The sequence below is a fragment of the Bacillus sp. NS1 genome, assembly GCF_058248265.1.
In genome coordinates this window covers 388,384-407,213 of the sequence record NZ_JBZAZF010000003.1, presented here as the reverse complement: position 1 = coordinate 407,213, position 18,830 = coordinate 388,384, and the positions used below count along the sequence as shown (strand labels likewise).

Below are 18,830 nucleotides of genomic sequence, written 5' to 3'. Positions count from 1 at the left end.
GATAGTTTATGTTTGAATACGGATTCTCGACTGAGTCAAAACCGAATGATTGATAAAACTCTTTTATGATAAGCATATTCTCCGGGAGACCAATCATGATTCGATGTTTGTTATTCTTTTGGTGCTCCCAATCAAAAAACCGATATTCTGATAAGATTGTCAATAGCTTCGCTGTATGTATTTTCACTATATGTCCTGCCTCGTGTCATTCAATTCGCCTGTATCCTTTTTAATGAGCTGGCCCTCGTAAGTATACTGTCATCATCTATCCTAGCAAAACAAAAAAGACATCGTCAAAACGATGTCTTTTGCCATTACATATTTGTTGCTGTTTTCACTCGGTCACGAATGACAGTTACGCCAGTAGGGCGTTTCACCAAGATCTCTTTTCCTGGTTCGGCATCGAAATCCGCAATTGAAATCGAGTGAATGCCCCAGTTATCTGCGCCTAAATTATATTGATACATAGAACCATCACGATCATGTATCACAATTAATAGATTTTGTTTTTTTACAATTAATTCAGAACCGGGAATTCCATCTAAATCGACTCCCGGTGTGTCCTTATATAGCCCGATAGATGGTGAACCAAGGACTTGATAGAATCTTAAGTTATGTGTTTTATGATGCAAGACTTTTACGCCCTGTTTACCGCCATCAACTGCCAAAAATACTAAATCAGTGACACCATCTCCATCTGTATCAGTCACCTGATTTAAACCCCAGCTTGCTCCAATTAGGTATGTAAAGCTGAAGCCTCCTGATTTTGAATTTCAAGACGTTGTCCGAGGTTGTATGCCAGTTCATTGCTGCCGTCTCCGTCTAAATCCCAAGTTCCCATAAAACCTCTTATAGCTGCTTGTGAGCTTTTGGGAGACACCGTCATGCATAATATCAATAGTACAAGGGTGAAAATGCTGATCAACATCATTTTCTTCAGCGAATTCATACTTTTTCCTCTTTTGCTGAACAAGAATATTTTACAGTTTTTTCAATATAAACAACACTGAACATTTTCCTGTTTTCTCTACTAATAAATAGAAATGAAAGTAGAAATAGAGTGAGAGATATTTAGCACCTTTACAAACAAGTAAATGAAATTATATTTTTAAAATTTAAAAATTAAACATTATATTCTCTTAAATGGTATAATATCCGATAAAACTTTATTCATCTTTTATTATTGGAGGAAAATAAAATTGACAGGCAATTCTAACAAAGACAATTTGGGACAACAACAAAAATTGTCTAGAGGCCTTAAAAACAGGCATATACAATTAATGGCGATTGGGGGTGCAATCGGGACTGGTTTATTCTTAGGCTCAGGAAAATCCATCCACTTTGCGGGACCATCCATTTTATTTGCTTACTTGATCACCGGAGTATTTTGCTTTTTCATTATGCGTTCCCTCGGAGAACTGCTCTTATCAAATACGGGGTATCACTCTTTCGTTGATTTTGTAAGAGACTATTTAGGCAACATGGCAGCGTTTATCACTGGCTGGACCTACTGGTTCTGCTGGATTTCTCTCGCGATGGCTGATTTGACGGCGGTCGGGATTTATACGCAATATTGGCTGCCAGGTGTGCCTCAATGGCTGCCAGGTCTTCTTGCGCTGATCATCCTGCTGATCATGAATCTTGCCACCGTTAAACTTTTCGGAGAATTAGAATTCTGGTTTGCATTGATCAAAGTCATTGCCATACTGGCTCTTATCGTAACTGGTATTTTTTTGATTGCCAAAGGTTTTTCCACAGCTTCCGGCTCAGCCAGCCTCACGAATCTTTGGAACCACGGCGGCATGTTTCCAAATGGATGGCATGGATTTATCCTTTCATTCCAAATGGTTGTCTTCGCTTTTGTGGGAATTGAACTTGTTGGCCTGACAGCAGGTGAAACAGAAAATCCCCAAAAAGTAATCCCTAAAGCCATCAATCAAATCCCTGCCCGGATTTTACTTTTTTATGTCGGCGCACTTTTTGTCATTATGTGTATCTATCCTTGGAATGTTTTGAACCCAAATGAAAGCCCATTTGTTCAAGTCTTTTCTGTTGTAGGCATCGTTGCCGCTGCCAGTATAATCAATTTTGTTGTATTAACATCAGCTGCATCAGCAGCCAATAGCGCTTTATTCAGCACAAGCCGCATGGTCTATTCTCTTGCCAAGGATCATCACGCACCTGGATTGCTAAAGAAACTGACTTCATCTAAAGTTCCAAGCAATGCGCTGTTCTTTTCAACCATCGCCATTCTGATTGGCGTTAGCCTGAATTATATAATGCCAGAGCAAGTCTTCACACTGATTACCAGTGTTTCTACTATATGTTTCATTTTCATTTGGGGCATTACGGTGATTTGCCATCTGAAATATCGAAAAACAAGGCAGGATGATGCGAAAGAAAGCAAATTTAAAATGCCTTTTTACCCATTATCCAACTACTTAACACTCGCATTTCTCGCATTCATTCTTGTCGTATTGGCACTGGCGAATGATACACGTGTAGCTTTGTTTGTCACTCCGGTCTGGTTTATTTTATTGATTATTATGTATAAGGTACAGACCACCAGAGGAAGTAAAATGAAATAACAAAAAGACAAGGGATACACCCTCCCTTGTCTTTTTTGTATGCGCCGGACACTGCTTATATTTTGGGTCTCCAATAGTATTTTAGGCGACCAGCCAACAGAACCGAATCTTAATTCAAACCAGTTTTGATGCCAAAACCTACCAATATAATACCGGTTACTTTTTGAAACGCTTTCTGGAATTTCGAGTTTTTCATCCATTTTTTTGCGAAATCAATGATATAAACGAGAAACAGGAACCATAACACCGCTAACAAGGTTAGGATTGAAGCTAAAATGATGAGCTGCTGGTTTATATTCCCCTTCAGATTGATAAATTGGGGCATGATTGTAACATAAACCAAAACAGTTTTAGGATTGAGAATGTTACTAAGTGATCCTTGCATAAAGGAAGTCTTATAATAACGTTTCGGAGAATTTCCCGTGGTTGTTGCTTGGGATTGCATGTCATCTATAGAAAACATGCTTTTGGCAAAAAAACTTTTGATTCCTAAATAAATTAAGTATGCTGCTCCCAAATATTTGATTGTTGTAAAAAGAAAAACCGACTTTGCAATCACCACTGATAAACCTAAAATGGCGATAACCGTCCAAAAGGAAAGTCCTGTTGCCAATCCAAGAATGTTATAACGGCCAGCCTTTGCGCCGTATCTAAGGGTATTTTTCATAACAAGCATTGTATCTGCACCCGGTAAAATAACCATCATGGCAGCGATCGGTATGTATGTGAGTAAGCTGTGCATTTCTTCTCCCCCTTTAAAAAATCCCCACAACATATAGTGACTACAAAAGTAACTACTTATAAAATTGTATCAATGGGTTTGGAATAAATCAATATGGTTTGTTAAAATAGCGAGTACAAAGGCAACGACTGCTTTTTATATTGGAGGATGTATGAAGGAAAATATGTTAGACATTTTAAAAAATCTCAATTTTACCGAATATGAATCAAAAGCATATCTTGCTTTATTGCAAGATTCACCTTTAACAGGCTATGCCGTCGCCAAAAAATCCGGAGTGCCCCGTTCTAAAATTTATGAAGTCTTGGAAAGCCTTGTCATCAGAGGAGATGTTTTTGTAAGTCATGGAAATACGCCTCAGTATGTCCCTGTCCCCGCTAAAGAACTGATTAAAAACCGCCGGCTCAAAGCGGAAGAGCATTTTGACCAGGCTGAGAAATACTTTGAAAAATTCGAGCAGACTGCAAACGACCGGGAGAATATCTGGAATATCACCGGACGCAAAGAAATTCTTGAAAAGGTGAAGGCTTGTATTTTATCTGCCAAAAAAAGAATCCTCTTAGAAATATGGAAAGAGGATTTTGAAGAGATAGAATCAGAGCTAAAGCAGGCGGCAAATCAAGGTGTCATTGTCACCATTATTGCGTACGGAGACATCGTATCTGATTTTGCTACTGTTTACCTTCATGATATGAGCAGTGAAATTACAGAAGAGTATGACGGACGGTGGCTTGTCTATAGCGGAGATGATTCAGAAGTCGTAGCAGGTATCGTCTCTCTTGGCAACGACAGCCGTGCTGCATGGACAATGCATGTAGGATTAGTCATGCCTATTACTGAAGTGATCATTCATGATCTGTACCTCATGGAAATTTTGAAAAAACATAGAGGACTTTTAGAAGAAAGCTTTGGAAAAAACCTCATCCAGCTGCGCCGCAAATTTTCTATCCACTCAGATTTCAAAAAACATTATTTGGAATAGAACAATAGTACAAAAAACATGGCTTGTATCAACAAGCCATGTTTTTTTATGCATTCTTTCTACAAAGTTTTTAGGATCCTCCCTCTCTGATCATTTCTTTTAAAAAAATGCTATTCTGCGCAAACTATTTTTCAGCCTTCCGCGTCTATCCTAGGTAACAGCCTATGATATACGTATATACAAAAAGGAGCCCTTTATTGCAATGAAGAAAAAACAAACAATAAAAGCGTTGCTTGTCACGTGCATAACTAATCATAAACAAGATTTCTACCGGTTGGCTTTCAGTTATGTAAAAAATCAAGACGACGCATTAGATATTATTCAAGAATCTATAAAAAAAGCGCTGAGCTCAGTTGAAACGGTCAGAAACCCTGAAACGATAAAAAGCTGGTTTTATAAAATTTTAGTACGTACAGCTATTGATTTTTTGCGCAAACAAAAAAAGGTAAAAGTGATGGATGACGATACGTTAGAGTTTTTAAGCAACGGAAAAGAAGACCACTACAAGGACACTGATCTTCATGAAGCGCTTGACGAGTTGCCATACCGCTATAAAACCATTATTATTTTGCGTTTTTTTGAAGATCTCAAATTAGATGAAATTGCAGAAATAACAGGGGAAAACATTAATACCGTCAAAACGCGCCTATACAGAGCATTGAAGCTGATGCGCATTCAGTTGACGAAGGAGGATCTTTCTTAATGGATAAAAGATTGCAGCAATTAAGAGAAGAATATAAAAGTGTTCAGATTCCTAAAGAACTTGATATCATTGTTGAAAATGCCCTTCAGCAAGAAACAAAAAAGAAAAAAATCGTCATGTGGCCGACATCAGCAGCTGTTGCGGCGGCTATTTTATTCACTGCACTTGTAAACATCAACCCTGACGCAGCGCAAGCAATGTCGAAAATCCCTGTCATCGGTAAGATTGTCAAAGCCATCACTTTTATTGAGATTAAAGAAGAAAAAGATCAATCGAGCATCGATGTTAAAACACCTGCTCTATCCGGACTTTCTAATAAAGAGCTTGAAAACAGCATTAACCAGAAATACTTGAAAGAAAGCAAGCAGCTGTACAAGGAATTTATACAGGCCACATCCAAAAACAAAAAAGGACATCTCAGCATCTATAGTGATTACGAGACAGTAACAGACACGCCAGATCTACTCTCTATCCGGCGCGATATTGAAAAAACACAAGCATCTTCTTACACCCAAAGCCGTTATATCACAATTGACAAAAAAAATGATATCTTACTGACATTAAAAAGCTTATTCAAAGATGAGCGTTATATCAAAGCCATCAGCCAAAACATCAAAGAACAAATGAAACAGCAAATGAAGGAAGATCCAAATAAAATATATTGGCTCACTGATGAAGATGCAGAACCATTCAAAACGATTCTTCCTGATCAAACGTTTTACATTACCGAAGATCATAAACTTGTGATCTCATTTGATGAATATGAAGTCGCCCCCGGATATATGGGCGTTACCGAGTTTAAAATTCCAACCAGCGTCATATCAAGCTTGCTCGTGGGAGATCGTTATATTCGATAATAAAAAAACATCCAACTGACATGATGGATGTTTTCTATCTTCTCTATTTGAGGTCGTAATCTAGCTATCAAAAACAACGAGAATATCTGCATACTATTGGAGGAATACCCATGTATCACAAGACACAGCATCATCGATACATCCCTGGACTCGATGGCCTTCGGGCTTTTGCCGTCCTGTCAGTTATCGCATATCACCTAAACTTCAATTGGGCTAATGGCGGCTTCATTGGAGTCGATATCTTTTTTGTTTTATCCGGCTATTTAATTACATCCATTCTATTGCCGGTACATGGAAATGCTATCAGCCTTGATTTTCGGGACTTTTGGGTTCGCCGAATTCGGCGGCTCCTGCCAGCAGCTTACCTTATGATCTTTTCTGCTGTTATTTGGGTTGTATTGTTTGATAGGGAACTATTGCATACTGTACGCGGAGATGCCATTTCTTCTCTTTTTTATATAAGTAATTGGTGGTTTATTTTTCACAAGCTATCATATTTTGATAGTTTCGGTTCCCCATCACCTCTAAAAAACCTTTGGTCGCTGGCGATTGAAGAACAATTTTATATGATATGGCCGATGTTCCTTGTTGCTGGAATGTACATATTTAAAAGCCGCGCCAGATTGGCGGCCGCGGTGTCATTGCTGGCGCTTTGTTCAGCCGTGATGATGAGCTTTTTGTATGATCCCGGCGCAGATCCGAGCCGCGTGTATTACGGTACAGATACTCGTTCGTTTGAACTTCTCATCGGATGTGCCTTAGCATTGGTATGGCCGATGAAAAGGCTGTCTTCCAACAGGCTGCCAAACAAACTGAAGCACACTTTGCGTGCTACTGAACTTACGGCATTTTGTATATTAGTGCTGTGTGTCTATTTCACAGATGAATACGAGCCTTTTCTTTACAGAGGCGGCATGCTTTTGATTAGCATGGTCGCCGCAATCCTTATTGCATGTATTTGCCATCCGAGCAGCTTTTTAGGCAATCTGCTTTCATGGAGGCCGCTCCGTTGGCTTGGAACAAGGTCTTATGGTATTTATCTTTGGCACTATCCTGTTATTGTGTTGAGCACGCCAGTCCAAGAAATCGGAAACCCTGTTTTTTGGCATATCGTGCTAAAGGTCATTGCTACATTTATACTCGCAGAGTTTTCTTATCAGTGCATTGAGAAGCCGATAAGGACTCAGGGATTTAGATCCTTTTTCCGCCGTGTTTTTATACATAGAATCAAGGAATGGAAAACGACATCTGTCATCAGTAAAATGTCAATTGGTTTCATCATTCTCGCTCTACTTATCTTTGCGGGAGGACTGTCTGGACTAGCCGGAGAGCAAAAGCACCCCACCAAGTGGACGTATAGCTCACAAGAAACAAACGCTCATACCAGCCAGACTTCTGAGGATAGTAAGAAAGCTGCAGCTGATAAAGACAAGGAAGACGATGCCGATCAAAAGACAACAGACTCCAATCAAGACCAAAAGGAGAACAAAGATAATAGACAAGAAGCTAATAAAAATAAAGACACGCAATCTCAGCAGGCGAAAGAACCCAAAGACTCTGATAAAGAAGTGTTAGCTATAGGAGATTCCGTCATGCTTGATATTGCCTCACACCTCCGTCAGTCACTTTCACATGTTACGATTGATGGAAAAGTGGGGAGGCAGATGTCTCAAGCTTTGGAGCTTACAAGGGAATACAAGTCTTTTAATCAGCCGAATAGAGCTGTCATTATTGAGCTGGGAACCAATGGCTACTTTACAAACAGCCAAATTGAACAATTGATTCAATCTTTCTCAAAAGCTCATATCTATCTTGTCAATACTAGAGTTCCCCGCCAATGGGAAAGCAAAGTAAATGAATCTTTGAAACAACAGGCCCACGCACATCAAAATGTTACGTTAGTTGACTGGCATACAGTGGCTCTTCAGCATCCAGAATACTTTACACCTGATGGCGTACACTTGGTTCCACAAGGGGCTAAAGCTTTGACTGGTCTTATTGTTCAGGCGATGGAATCGTTTTTGTAAAAAAAAGAAGCCCTATTTAAAAACATTGCTCATCTTTCTCTCATCATCCCCATTTTTTCAAACCAATTCTTATGTTTACATGTCGTTTACGTGAGGGTAAGCCAAAATAGAATGGAGGGATGATAGTGGCAGCTAATGAAGAACATGACATCAAAAAAGAACTGAAACGATACGAACTTTTTTTCAAAAAACGATATAAGATTCTTTATACAGTGAACGATTTTACCATTGGTGCTTTGTTTCTCGTCGGGAGCTTTTTCTTTTTTTATGACCAGTTCAAGTCAGCAGGGATATGGCTGTTTGCGATTGGAAGCTTGCTGCTGTTAATCAGGCCCACGATTCGGCTGATTCATGACTTTCATTACCGAAAACATGTGGAACGCAAATTGAAACATCGATCTTCAACAGGTGGATCATCTTGAGGAATAGGTGGGTATAATATACCAAAAAAAACGATGCGCAAACTCAAAAACAAGACTTTTAGACTATTTATTTTTAAAAATAAGGTGAAAAACCTAAACTTTTGTCCCTGTTTGACGATATTAACAATAAGGCCGGCGCGATACTCCCTATAACATCCTTTTCAGTAGATTTCATTATCGTGCCGGTTTTCTCACATGCAAAGCAATCCCGCCATCTGATTGATGGCGGGATTTGATTTTTATTACATTCCTGTCCAAACGTCTTTTACATAGCGTTTTTGGTCTTGCAGCTTTTGCAGCCATAAGGAGGATTCTTCCTGACTTGCTCCTTTTTCAGCTTCATATGCCAGACGCAAAGTTTTCTCTACATCAGGAGCCATTTGCGATCCATCACCGCATACGTAAATGTGAGCCCCTTTTTCAATAAGTGATATCAGCTTCTGTGCATCTAGTTTGAGCAAGTGCTGGACATATCCTTTTGGTTCGTTTTCGACGCGTGAGTAGCACCTGCGGATGGTAACCAAACCATCCTGTTCCGCTTGATCCAACTCTTCTCTGTAAAGATCATCATGATCGGGTCGTCGGCAGCCAAAGTATAAAAGAGCTTCACCGAGCTCGCTTCCTTCCTTCTTCAAAACAGATCTTGCCTGAATAAAGCCCCTGAATGGCGCAATTCCTGTACCAGGCCCGACCATAATCATAGGCGTTTGAGGGTCATCTGGCATTTGGAATCCGGATTGAGGCGTTCGGATGAAACAGGCCGCTGCATCACCTGTATTCAGCTCTGCTAAATAATTAGAGGCGACGCCCCGGTATTCGCCTCGCCCGCTCCAGGCTGAAGCTTTAACAACGCCTACTGTCATGCTCACGATATTGGCGTTGACTTTCGGTGAGCTTGAAATGGAATAATATCTCGGTTTTAGTGATGGCAAAAGTGCTAAAAACCGCTCAAACGGCATTTCGCAGGCAGGGTAGTCCTCTAAAAGATCAAGCATGGTGAGACGTTTTGCCAGTACCCGCTCCTTATAAATGCCATCATCTGAAAGGAGCTGTTCCAGCTCTTTTTTATGCGGCGGACAGACTGTATAAGAAGCCAGCTCCCGCAGCTGAAGCCTTGAAGCCGGGTCCTGCAGCTCCACATAGGCCCCCAACAAATCCGTCACTTTGATTGGCCGATCCATCGGAAGATGAGCCATATGAGGGCCTCCGCTTATTTTTATCACATGATTGGACTGCAAATCGAATCGGCTGAGGACCCGCTGAACAAGCTTCTGGCTGTTTTTTGGCAGTATGCCGATATGATCGCCTTCTTTATATGTTTTGGCGTCAGGAATCTGCAATTCAATATGGCGGGTGGAACGCGGGCTATCAGCCGTCTGGAGCTCCCGGTTCTCTAAAACATTCCCTTCAAACGCGCCATATGCTTTGGCAAGCGGCGTTTCCGTCGCTTCACTGAGAAAAGTAATTGATAATGAAGGCCTGTCTTCTTTCTGAGATATTCCGTTTATATCAAATGCCTCCATCGTTTCCTTCCAGAAGCGGTTTTCCCACGACTCGCGCTGGCTTTCAAAATCATCGGCGGCATCGCCTTCCCCAATCGCTGTTAATCGTGATGCTCCCTTTGTTTTCATCATGTCATCTATGAGGCGGGGAACCCGCTGATACGTGCTGGCCCAGCTCCGGTTTCCGCAGCCGAATACCGCATAAGAAACACCTTTCAATTGTCCTTCCTCAAGCTCATCCAGCCATTTTATAAAGCCGGCAGCATTATCAGGCGGCGCCCCATTATAGGAAGCCGTAACGATGACGACTGCGCCTTGTTCAGGAAGCTTGCCAATATAATCATCGAGCGAAGCCGTTTCGGCTGTAAAGCCCATCTGGCGTCCGTAAGCAGCCAGTTCACCGGCTATTCCTTCCGCTGTCCCAAGATTTGAACCGTACAGAACGAGTAATGGTGTGCCATGTTTAGGTTGTGTTTCTTTTGGCTTCGTTTCTGTTTTGATGTCAGCCTGTTCTCTTCTCTGTACATTGATTGCAGCTGTTTTCCTCGGTTTCACAGTAATCTTAAAGTCATCCGGTTTGATCGTTAATGCCTCTTTGATTTTCAGTTCGTATCCAGTATGGTTCATCAAATCAAAATGCTTTAATACAAGACCGAGAACCATTGTCGCTTCTTGGAGAGCAAACTGCATGCCGATACAAGCGCGCTGCCCGTTTCCAAACGGCTTATACGCATGGTGAGGAATACGCGAAGGGTCTTCAAACCGTTCCGGACGAAAATCTTCTGCATCCTCGCCCCAAACATTTTGGTCCCTGTGCAGTTTTGGAATCAAAACGGTGACAGGCTGCCCTTTGCTGATTGGGTATTCTCCGCCTAGAACAGTATCTTCCTTGGCATAGAGAGAAAATGCCGGAGCTGTTGGATACAGCCTGAGTGTTTCATTTAAAACCATCCGTATGTATTTCAGCTGCTGGATTTGTTTATAATCTGGCGTGTCATCAACTAACACACGATCCGTTTCCTCTTGCGCTTTTTTCAGTTTTTCCGGATGTGTAAGCAGACAGTAAATCGCAAAGGAAAGCAAACCGCTTGTTGTTTCATGCCCTGCAATTAAAAATGTGATGATTTGGTATCGAATGTTTTCATCATCAAGCGTTTCACCTGTTACAGGATCTTTTGCATAAAGCATGAGTGATAGAAGATCTTTAATGTTTTCATCCGGATTCGCTTTTCGCTCCGCTATCATTCTATCAACAAGGGAGTTCATGACTTCTATATCCTTCTGAAACTGCAGCTTCGTTTTGACCATCATCTTATCTTGCAGGCCCAGTCTTTTTGATTGATTCATCGCCTCTTTTAAGGCACGAAGCATACTGGTAATAAACGGATGCTGTGAATCACGGTAAAAGCTGTTGAAACGATAGTTAAACCCGCATAACCCAATCGTATCAAGTGTCAGACGGGTCATGTCGTCCGCTACATCAATTTCTTCATTAGGATTAAGCCGGCTCCATTTTTGAATCAGCTGGGATGCGATATCCAGCATCATAGAATGATAGCCTTTCATCGCCTTTTGACTGAAGCTCGGAAGCAAAATGCGGTGGGCTTTTTGCCAGTTCGGTTCGTGCGTCCAGCTTGTAAATAAGCCGTCTCCGCCGAACTCGCGCACCTTTAGCAAGCCTTTGCCAAGGTTTTTGTCAAAGCGGCTTTCATCACACACTTCAGCCACGAGATTGTGACCGGATACAAAAACACTGGACACCCCTGGAAAATCGAAACGGAAAATCGGACCCAATTCATCAGCGATCCGCCATAAGGATTGAGAAAGCTGCTCTTTTTCCAGATGCGGAAGATTTTTCAAAGGTCCGTATGTTTTGGGCTGAGGTATTGCGCTTGCCTGTTTCATTAATACATCTTCCTTTCCTATTTTTGTGATGAATGAAGCTTAATGGCGTCCCAGCAGCATTGTTCCAATTCAGTAATTAAATCCATGTCCATCTCTATATCACCCGTTTGGACGAGCTGATATATCTTGAGAAATGCCCCTAACACAATCGCAATTAACACATTAGAGGGCAAGCTGCGAATTACACCTTCTGCTTTTCCCTTGTTAAAATAGTCATTAAGCATATGTGTCAGATTTTCTATCATTTTTCTGCTTGCGTCATTTAAGTAATGAGCGTCTTTCTTCGTTTCAAGAAAAAAAAGCGCATAGTCACTCTCTTTCGTAAATTGAACGAGACAGCAAAATACGTGGTGGAAGCCTTCTCTGACAGGCAATTCCGAAAAATCTTGCTTCAGTTTTTCCGTAAAGCGCTGGATGCTTTCTTGAAACAAGATGTTGACGAGTGTTTCTTTGCTGTCAAAATAGCGGTAGATCGTTCCTGTTCCCACATGAGCTCGTTCAGCTATCATAGGGATAGTGGTAGCATTAAATCCCCTTTCTGTAAAAAGTGAGACCGCCGCTTTCATAATCATGTCGTGTTTACTGCTCGATGCGGATAACATGTAATCTTAAAACCTCCGATTTTTCGCGGAATGAATATTCATTCCGTTTGTTCATAATGAATGTCCGATCTGTCTGAATCACCTCTTTACCCTTTCTTCTGTTATCAGTTTATAGGAAAAAAACTTTTTTTAATATAAAGTATATGCAAAAAATAAAAAATTAAGAAAATATACCCAAATCCCCAAAAAAGGCTCTGGATATATTTCCCGAGAAATGATTTTATTTAACAGCCACAATGCAAAGACAGGAATCACGCCTGATGACAGAAAGATCCCTGAAATGCTGGTCTTTCAGCAGTTGAATATACATTTTCTCTTTTTCACCGGTATTTGCATCAATACTGATGTAAAATCGGCCGTCAATTTGAAGCACCCGGTAAATTTCTCTTAATGCAAGCCTCATATCAGTGCAGCTCTGAACCGTATGTAAGGAAAACACTTTATTAAAGGTACGGTCATCAAAAGGAATGTTCTCAGGATAGCCATGAAAAATCTCCCCTTTCCCCATTTTCTTTCGATTCGCGCGTGATATTTGCCTTACCTTTCGCTTTGAAGGGTCAATGCTTTTGAAGCTTCCCTTTTCCAGTTTCTCGGTTATGTTCTTAAAAACAGTGCCATTTCCGATTCCAATTTCTAAAATTCTGTCATTTTCTTGTATGTCTATAGAGTCTATCATCATATGCTCAATTGTTTTGGTTTGCTTATATTTCCGAGAAAATAATTTCAAAAGATTCGATCGGTTATAGAGTCTATTTTCTAGCATTATAAACACCTGCTTTTGGTTTCCTATGTTCATTTATTATATTAATAAAATAAACATCGCCTTCATTTCTAAATGGGAATGAAGATACCAACTAGACGGCAATGTGTTTAAAAATGTTTCAACAGAACTTAACTTTTTCATTTTTTTCCGCAAAAAAAGGCAGAAAACAAAATGTTTTCTGCCCTCTTTCTAATGCCAATGATAAGGGAATACATACAGCCTTTGCTGATGCATGGCCATCAGCCTCTGCTGACGGAATGGATTTCCATAACCATGTTTGAAGGAATGCGGCATTGACGCATAACCATGGCCTATCGACGGCAGCCTTTTTTGATAATCGTTCATCATGCCATCACCTGCCTTACCGTAACGTTGATTTATCATATGCAGGCCGGCATTTTCTTGACAGCTGTTTCGCTAAACTTGATCCTTCTCCATCGTATAATGCATCAATAATTCCATTCTAAGCATATGTCATCTCCCCCTTCAGTTTTTTCATTGCTTTTAGCGCCAGTTTGTTAAATAAAGATGCTTTAACTGAGACTCTTTCATTTCATCGTAAATCTGCTCAATCTGCTGTTCTCGTTCGAATTCCTCCGGGCTTTTAAACCGTTTGTTAATCGTTAACGTTAAAAAGAATAGGTTAATCGTCATATCGCTCACCCCCTTTCAAAGTCCGCTTCAAGCGAAATAACCCGCGGCATCATTCCTTCTGCCGCGGGCAAATAAAAACCGCAGACAAAAGAAGACACCAAACCAATGCCTCTACTGCCTGCGGGGAGTTGCGTATGTCCGACTAATCCGAATTTAATGCGTGCGATAAGCATCGGTTAAGGAAGGACACGAACTCTTCCACAGGCTGAATAAACCATGAACTTTTACTTGTGTATCACGTACAGGTTGACGTCGTTGTCTCATTGTCATTTTGTTCAGCCTCCTTTGCTTTTTTCTTACTTTGTAAGTATATCCACCAAATTCCATTTTGTAAACATCTTTTTCTAAAAATGGACGGAAATTGTGCAAATCATGGAATAGATTTGTCCTTTGGTCATGACACCTGCTTCATTTCTTTTCTGGAGCGGTCTTTCTTATGATATGCGATAAAATAAATGAGACCGACAAATACCGCTCCGCCGATGACATTGCCGATAAAAGCAGGAATGATGTTTCCGATAAACTGCCCCCACGTGAACGAGCCAGCAAAAATGGCAGCGGGAATCACAAACATGTTGGCGACAACGTGCTGAAATCCGATTGCCACAAAAGCCATAATGGGGAACCAGATGCCAAGGATTTTTCCTGCTGCGTCTTGGGCGCCGAAAGAAAGCCACACCGCAAGACATACAAGCCAGTTACAGCCGATGCCTGAAATGAGAACCTTGCCGAAGCTCATATCAAGCTTTCCTTGCGCAACTGCGATCGTTTTTTCTAAATAAGGACCCGTTTCAGTCAGTCCAACCAAATGCCCGAAAAAGTAAGCAACAAACAATGCGCCAATTAAGTTCATAATCGTGACGATTCCCCAGTTAACCGCCAATTCTTTAACAGATATTTTTCTCGAAAATAAAGCCATCGCAACTGACATCATATTTCCTGTGATCAGTTCAGCGCCAGCGAGAACCACAAGTATCAGGCCGACGGGAAATACTGCAGCCCCAATCAAGCTGGACAGGCTTCCCCATTCTTTCGGAAGGTCGCCGATTACCCTGATATCAAGCAAATACCCGAGCGCGATAAATGCGCCTCCTAAAAAACCCAGCACAAGCAGCGATGGCAGAGGAAGCTTTATTTTTTTCACCCCTGCTTCAATTGCTGCATCCGTTATTTCATCCGGTTTCCGAAAAGCCATACTAAAACGCCTCCATTGTATCTTCTTTTCTTACAGTTATGGCAGAAAGGCAATAAAAAAGGCAGCACTCAAATAACCTGTGTGAAACCAGGCGTTTGAATGCTGCCTAACTTGTATGCATACCCATACAACAATATCAAGCAGAATGTAAGATATTGAAAGAGAACGTATACAGTTCGTGCATACATTCCATTGCTTTAAGCCTTCTATAACTGTAGCAACATCATATCAAATGTGACAAATTTGTGTCAATGACAAATATGCTAGCTTTGCAGAGCTTCTTTTTGATCATCTATTTTTCGATCAAAGACAAACACAGATATAGCGATATTTTCCTCAATTTTTATATCAGAAAACAAATGGACAAGCTTAGCCCCGATCAGCTCCTCCATTCCTTCCGGCGTTTGTTTGGAATAAAGATCTTGAATCAGGCTTGTCCGAGCCGCATGTACCATTTCTCTTCCTTCAGGTGTGCGGGCGATAAACTGCTCGCTTGCACTCAGATTTCCGTACAGTGTTGAGACTGCCATGTTTTCTACAAATACAGTATGAATCCTTTCAGGCCCTTTTCCAAACAATTCTTTGCGAAGTTTTCGAATAATATCATTGAACTCATGAATTTTTTTAGACATGCTAATTACCCCTTCCGATATTGCCTCATAAGGCTTTTCCCGGTCCCCCTCAGGACATTTCACTTGGTTAAAATTTTCCTGCTATATTGTATTATAATAAATATCACATTATAATAAAAGCAGTGTGATGGATTTGTAATAAGATCTTGTTATGAGTCTATCGTTTTATAAAAATCAAGGATTGGTCTGTTAGTAAGACTTGCTAGTGAACTATTCCGCCATGTGTGTTTACACCTTCTTAGAGTTAAGGACAGGTGTATCTATACATGGCTTTTTTTGACTTCTTGAAAGAAAGATGGAGGGGAATATGAATATGATGGACGTTAAGTCGATCAGTGTCCGTGTTGACGGAACAGAAATTCAAGCACGAGCAGGGGCCACAATTTTAGACATTTTAAATGAAAACGGGATTGAGTACCCGCAGATTTGCCACGTTCCAGAGGTAGACCCAATCCAAACTTGTGATACTTGTATTGTAGAGGCAAACGGCAAGCTGGTTCGTTCATGTTCTACTGTTGCAGAAAATGGAATGTCAATTGACCTTTCGGGCAATCGGGTGAAAGAAGCGCAAACCGAAGCGATGGACCGCCTTCTTGAAAATCATTTGCTGTATTGTACGGTTTGCGATAACAACAATGGGAACTGCACGCTGCATAACACAGCAGAAATGATGGGTATCGAGCATCAAAAATACCCATACACGCCAAAAGAAGATCCGTCTTGCGCGGTTGATATGTCTCACCCGTTTTACCGCTATGATCCAAACCAATGTATTGCCTGCGGCCAGTGTGTTGAGGTATGTCAAAACCTTCAAGTAAATGAAACACTCTCAATCGACTGGGAACGCGAACGTCCTCGCGTGATTTGGGATGAGGGAGTTCCGATCAATGAATCTTCTTGTGTCAGCTGCGGCCAGTGTGTCACAGTATGCCCATGTAATGCGCTGATGGAAAAATCAATGCTCGGGCAGGCTGGCTTTATGACAGGCATCAAAGAGGATGTCATGGAGCCGATGATTGACCTCGTGAAAAACGTTGAACCTGGGTACGGCAGCATTTTTGCCATTTCTGAAGTCGAAGCGGCAATGCGTGAAACGAGAACGAAAAAAACCAAAACTGTATGTACGTTCTGCGGTGTCGGATGTTCTTTTGAAGTATGGACAAAAGGACGGGATATTTTGAAAATCCAGCCTGTTTCTGACGCTCCGGTTAACGCGATTTCTACATGTGTCAAAGGGAAATTCGGCTGGGATTTCGTCAACTCTGAAGAGCGGATCACAAAGCCTTTAATCCGTAAAAACGGGGCTTTTGTTGAATCTTCTTGGGAAGAAGCCCTCGATCTTGTCGCAAGCAGATTAGGATCGATTAAAGAGCAGTACGGCAATGGATCTGTCGGGTTTATTTCTTCTTCTAAGATTACGAATGAAGAAAACTATGTCATTCAAAAATTAGCGCGTCAGGTATTTGAAACAAACAATGTCGATAACTGCTCACGCTACTGCCAGTCCCCTGCTACAGACGGATTGTTCCGCACTGTCGGCATGGGCGGTGACGCCGGCACGATTAAAGATATTGCCAAAGCCGGTCTCGTCATCATTGTCGGCGCCAATCCGGCAGAAGGACACCCTGTGCTAGCAACACGTGTCAAACGGGCGCACAAGCTCCACGGCCAAAAACTGATTGTTGCCGACCTGCGTAAAAATGAGATGGCTGAGCGGTCTGATCTGTTCATCAGCCCTAAACAAGGCACAGACCAAGTTTGGCTGATGGCTGTTACGAAATATATGATCGACCAAGGCTGGCACGATCAGGCGTTTATTGATGAGAACGTGAATTACTTTGAAGATTATAAAGAAACGCTTAAAACCTATACGCTTGATTATGCAGAACGCATCACAGGCCTTTCTAAAGAAAACATCATTCGAATTGCCGAAATGATTCGTGACGCTGACGGCACTTGTGTCCTTTGGGGGATGGGTGTCACACAAAATACAGGCGGTTCTGATACGTCAGCAGCAATTTCAAACCTGCTTCTCGCTACTGGCAACTATCGCCGTCCGGGTGCCGGCGCTTATCCTCTGCGCGGACATAATAACGTTCAAGGCGCTTGCGATATGGGAACATTGCCAGGCTGGCTGCCGGGATATCAGCATATTACAGATGATAATGCCCGCGCTAAATTTGAAGAGGCTTATGGTGTCACGATTGACGGAAAGCCTGGTTTAGATAATATTCAAATGCTTCATTCCATTGAAGAAGGAAAAATGAAAGCGATGTATCTTGTTGGCGAGGATATGGCACTTGTCGATTCAAACGCGAACCACGTACATGATATTTTATCAAGCCTTGATTTCTTCGTGGTTCAGGATATCTTCTTGTCAAGAACAGCTCAATATGCCGATGTCGTCTTGCCAGCTACTCCTTCACTTGAGAAAGACGGAACATTTACCAATACAGAACGCCGTGTGCAGCGATTATATCAGGCGCTTCCGACGCTTGGTGACGCGAAACCGGACTGGTGGATTATTCAAGAGGTGGCAAACCGCTTAGGAGCGAACTGGAATTACAGCCATCCAAGTGACATTTTCTCAGAAATGGCGAGCCTTTCTCCTCTGTTTGGCAAAGCAAGCTATGAGGTGCTTGAAGGCTGGAACAGCTTCCTATGGGGCAGCTACTCAGGTGAAAGCACACCGCTTCTGTATGAAGACGGATTTAATTTCCCTGATAAAAAAGCCCGTTTTGCCCTTTCTGATTGGACTGAGCCAGCGGCATTTCCGGAAGAATATGATCTTCATATCAATAACGGCCGGATGCTGGAGCATTTCCACGAAGGAAACATGACAAATAAATCGAAAGGCATTCAAGCAAAAGTGCCGAATGTATTTGTTGAAATCTCGCCTGAGCTTGCACAGGAGCGAGGTGTTTGTGACGGTTCGCTTGTACGGCTCGTTTCTCCGTTCGGAGCAGTCAAATTAAACGCACTGATCACAGACCGTGTGCGGAAAAATGAACTCTATCTGCCAATGAACTCAACAGACAAGGAGTCAGCGATTAACTTCCTGACAGGGCCTGCAGCTGATAAACGGACGAACACGCCTGCTTATAAACAGACAAAGGTCCGCATGGAGGTGCTTGGAGGTTGCGAAACAGCACCGCTTCCGAAAACAAATCCGCGCAACAAAAAACGGCACCCGCAAAACGGGGTGGAAGCAGAAAGAAAATGGAACCGTCCGGGCTATGTCCATCTGACTGATTAAATG

Annotated in this window: 17 protein-coding genes; 7 read left to right on the top strand and 10 right to left on the bottom strand. The window is 41.8% G+C overall.

Features of this window, described 5'->3' with window-relative positions; all coding sequences use genetic code 11:
• Positions 1–314: 314 nt before the first annotated feature.
• Positions 315–710: a hypothetical protein gene (locus AC4CV5_RS12445; protein ID WP_248602056.1), complete on the bottom strand. Its 396-nt coding sequence runs from the start codon at positions 708–710 to the stop codon at positions 315–317.
• A 26-nt stretch (positions 711–736) separates the two neighbouring features.
• Complete coding sequence (locus tag AC4CV5_RS12440) at positions 737–949, bottom strand: hypothetical protein (RefSeq protein WP_248602057.1); 213 nt, start codon at positions 947–949, stop codon at positions 737–739.
• 250 nt (positions 950–1,199) lie between these two features.
• Between AC4CV5_RS12440 and AC4CV5_RS12435 the strand changes: the two genes are divergently transcribed.
• Positions 1,200–2,588 carry an amino acid permease gene (locus AC4CV5_RS12435; RefSeq protein WP_490922910.1) on the top strand — a complete coding sequence of 463 codons (1,389 nt, stop codon included), beginning with the start codon at positions 1,200–1,202 and terminating at the stop codon, positions 2,586–2,588.
• A 109-nt stretch (positions 2,589–2,697) separates the two neighbouring features.
• On the opposite strand, the gene AC4CV5_RS12430 is transcribed toward AC4CV5_RS12435, so the two are convergent.
• Positions 2,698–3,330, bottom strand: coding sequence for a LysE family transporter (locus tag AC4CV5_RS12430; RefSeq protein WP_222143420.1), 633 nt, complete (start codon positions 3,328–3,330; stop codon positions 2,698–2,700).
• 151 nt (positions 3,331–3,481) lie between these two features.
• Here AC4CV5_RS12430 and AC4CV5_RS12425 point away from each other — a divergent pair, with 151 nt between their 5' ends.
• The 5 genes from AC4CV5_RS12425 (at position 3,482) to AC4CV5_RS12405 (ending at position 8,318) form a co-directional block, all read left to right on the top strand.
• A complete protein-coding gene (locus AC4CV5_RS12425) occupies positions 3,482–4,309 on the top strand; it encodes a TrmB family transcriptional regulator (protein WP_166850311.1) in 828 nt (275 codons plus the stop codon).
• Between the two features lie 202 nt (positions 4,310–4,511).
• Positions 4,512–5,012, top strand: coding sequence for an RNA polymerase sigma factor SigV (gene sigV / locus AC4CV5_RS12420; protein ID WP_222143235.1), 501 nt, complete (start codon positions 4,512–4,514; stop codon positions 5,010–5,012).
• Positions 5,012–5,869 (top strand): anti-sigma-V factor RsiV, encoded by an 858-nt coding sequence (gene rsiV / locus AC4CV5_RS12415; protein WP_166850296.1) that lies wholly within the window; start codon positions 5,012–5,014, stop codon positions 5,867–5,869. The genes sigV and rsiV overlap by 1 nt, the downstream gene beginning before the upstream one ends.
• 110 nt (positions 5,870–5,979) lie before the next feature.
• Positions 5,980–7,896: an acyltransferase family protein gene (locus AC4CV5_RS12410; RefSeq protein ID WP_222143237.1), complete on the top strand. Its 1,917-nt coding sequence runs from the start codon at positions 5,980–5,982 to the stop codon at positions 7,894–7,896.
• Between the two features lie 125 nt (positions 7,897–8,021).
• Positions 8,022–8,318: a YrhK family protein gene (locus AC4CV5_RS12405; RefSeq protein WP_166850293.1), complete on the top strand. Its 297-nt coding sequence runs from the start codon at positions 8,022–8,024 to the stop codon at positions 8,316–8,318.
• Between the two features lie 242 nt (positions 8,319–8,560).
• On the opposite strand, the gene cypB is transcribed toward AC4CV5_RS12405, so the two are convergent.
• The 7 genes from cypB to AC4CV5_RS12370 form a co-directional block, all read right to left on the bottom strand.
• The gene (gene cypB, locus AC4CV5_RS12400) at positions 8,561–11,725 is read right to left on the bottom strand and encodes a bifunctional cytochrome P450/NADPH--P450 reductase CypB (protein WP_490922907.1); all 3,165 of its coding nucleotides are present in this window, start codon (positions 11,723–11,725) and stop codon (positions 8,561–8,563) included.
• Between the two features lie 17 nt (positions 11,726–11,742).
• The gene (gene fatR, locus AC4CV5_RS12395) at positions 11,743–12,327 is read right to left on the bottom strand and encodes a transcriptional regulator FatR (protein WP_166850279.1); all 585 of its coding nucleotides are present in this window, start codon (positions 12,325–12,327) and stop codon (positions 11,743–11,745) included.
• 220 nt (positions 12,328–12,547) lie between these two features.
• Complete coding sequence (locus AC4CV5_RS12390) at positions 12,548–13,090, bottom strand: class I SAM-dependent methyltransferase (RefSeq protein WP_166850276.1); 543 nt, start codon at positions 13,088–13,090, stop codon at positions 12,548–12,550.
• Positions 13,091–13,279: 189 nt separating this feature from the next.
• Complete coding sequence (locus AC4CV5_RS12385) at positions 13,280–13,438, bottom strand: hypothetical protein (protein WP_326221909.1); 159 nt, start codon at positions 13,436–13,438, stop codon at positions 13,280–13,282.
• A gap of 156 nt (positions 13,439–13,594) precedes the next feature.
• Positions 13,595–13,744 (bottom strand): YrzI family small protein, encoded by a 150-nt coding sequence (locus AC4CV5_RS12380; RefSeq protein ID WP_003237348.1) that lies wholly within the window; start codon positions 13,742–13,744, stop codon positions 13,595–13,597.
• 394 nt (positions 13,745–14,138) lie between these two features.
• Positions 14,139–14,939 (bottom strand): formate/nitrite transporter family protein, encoded by an 801-nt coding sequence (locus AC4CV5_RS12375; protein WP_166850273.1) that lies wholly within the window; start codon positions 14,937–14,939, stop codon positions 14,139–14,141.
• Between the two features lie 263 nt (positions 14,940–15,202).
• On the bottom strand, positions 15,203–15,571 hold the full coding sequence (locus AC4CV5_RS12370; protein ID WP_166850270.1) for a Na-translocating system protein MpsC family protein: 369 nt from the start codon (positions 15,569–15,571) through the stop codon (positions 15,203–15,205).
• A gap of 313 nt (positions 15,572–15,884) precedes the next feature.
• Between AC4CV5_RS12370 and fdhF the strand changes: the two genes are divergently transcribed.
• Positions 15,885–18,827: a formate dehydrogenase subunit alpha gene (gene fdhF / locus AC4CV5_RS12365; protein ID WP_373923850.1), complete on the top strand. Its 2,943-nt coding sequence runs from the start codon at positions 15,885–15,887 to the stop codon at positions 18,825–18,827.
• Positions 18,828–18,830 lie beyond the last annotated feature (3 nt).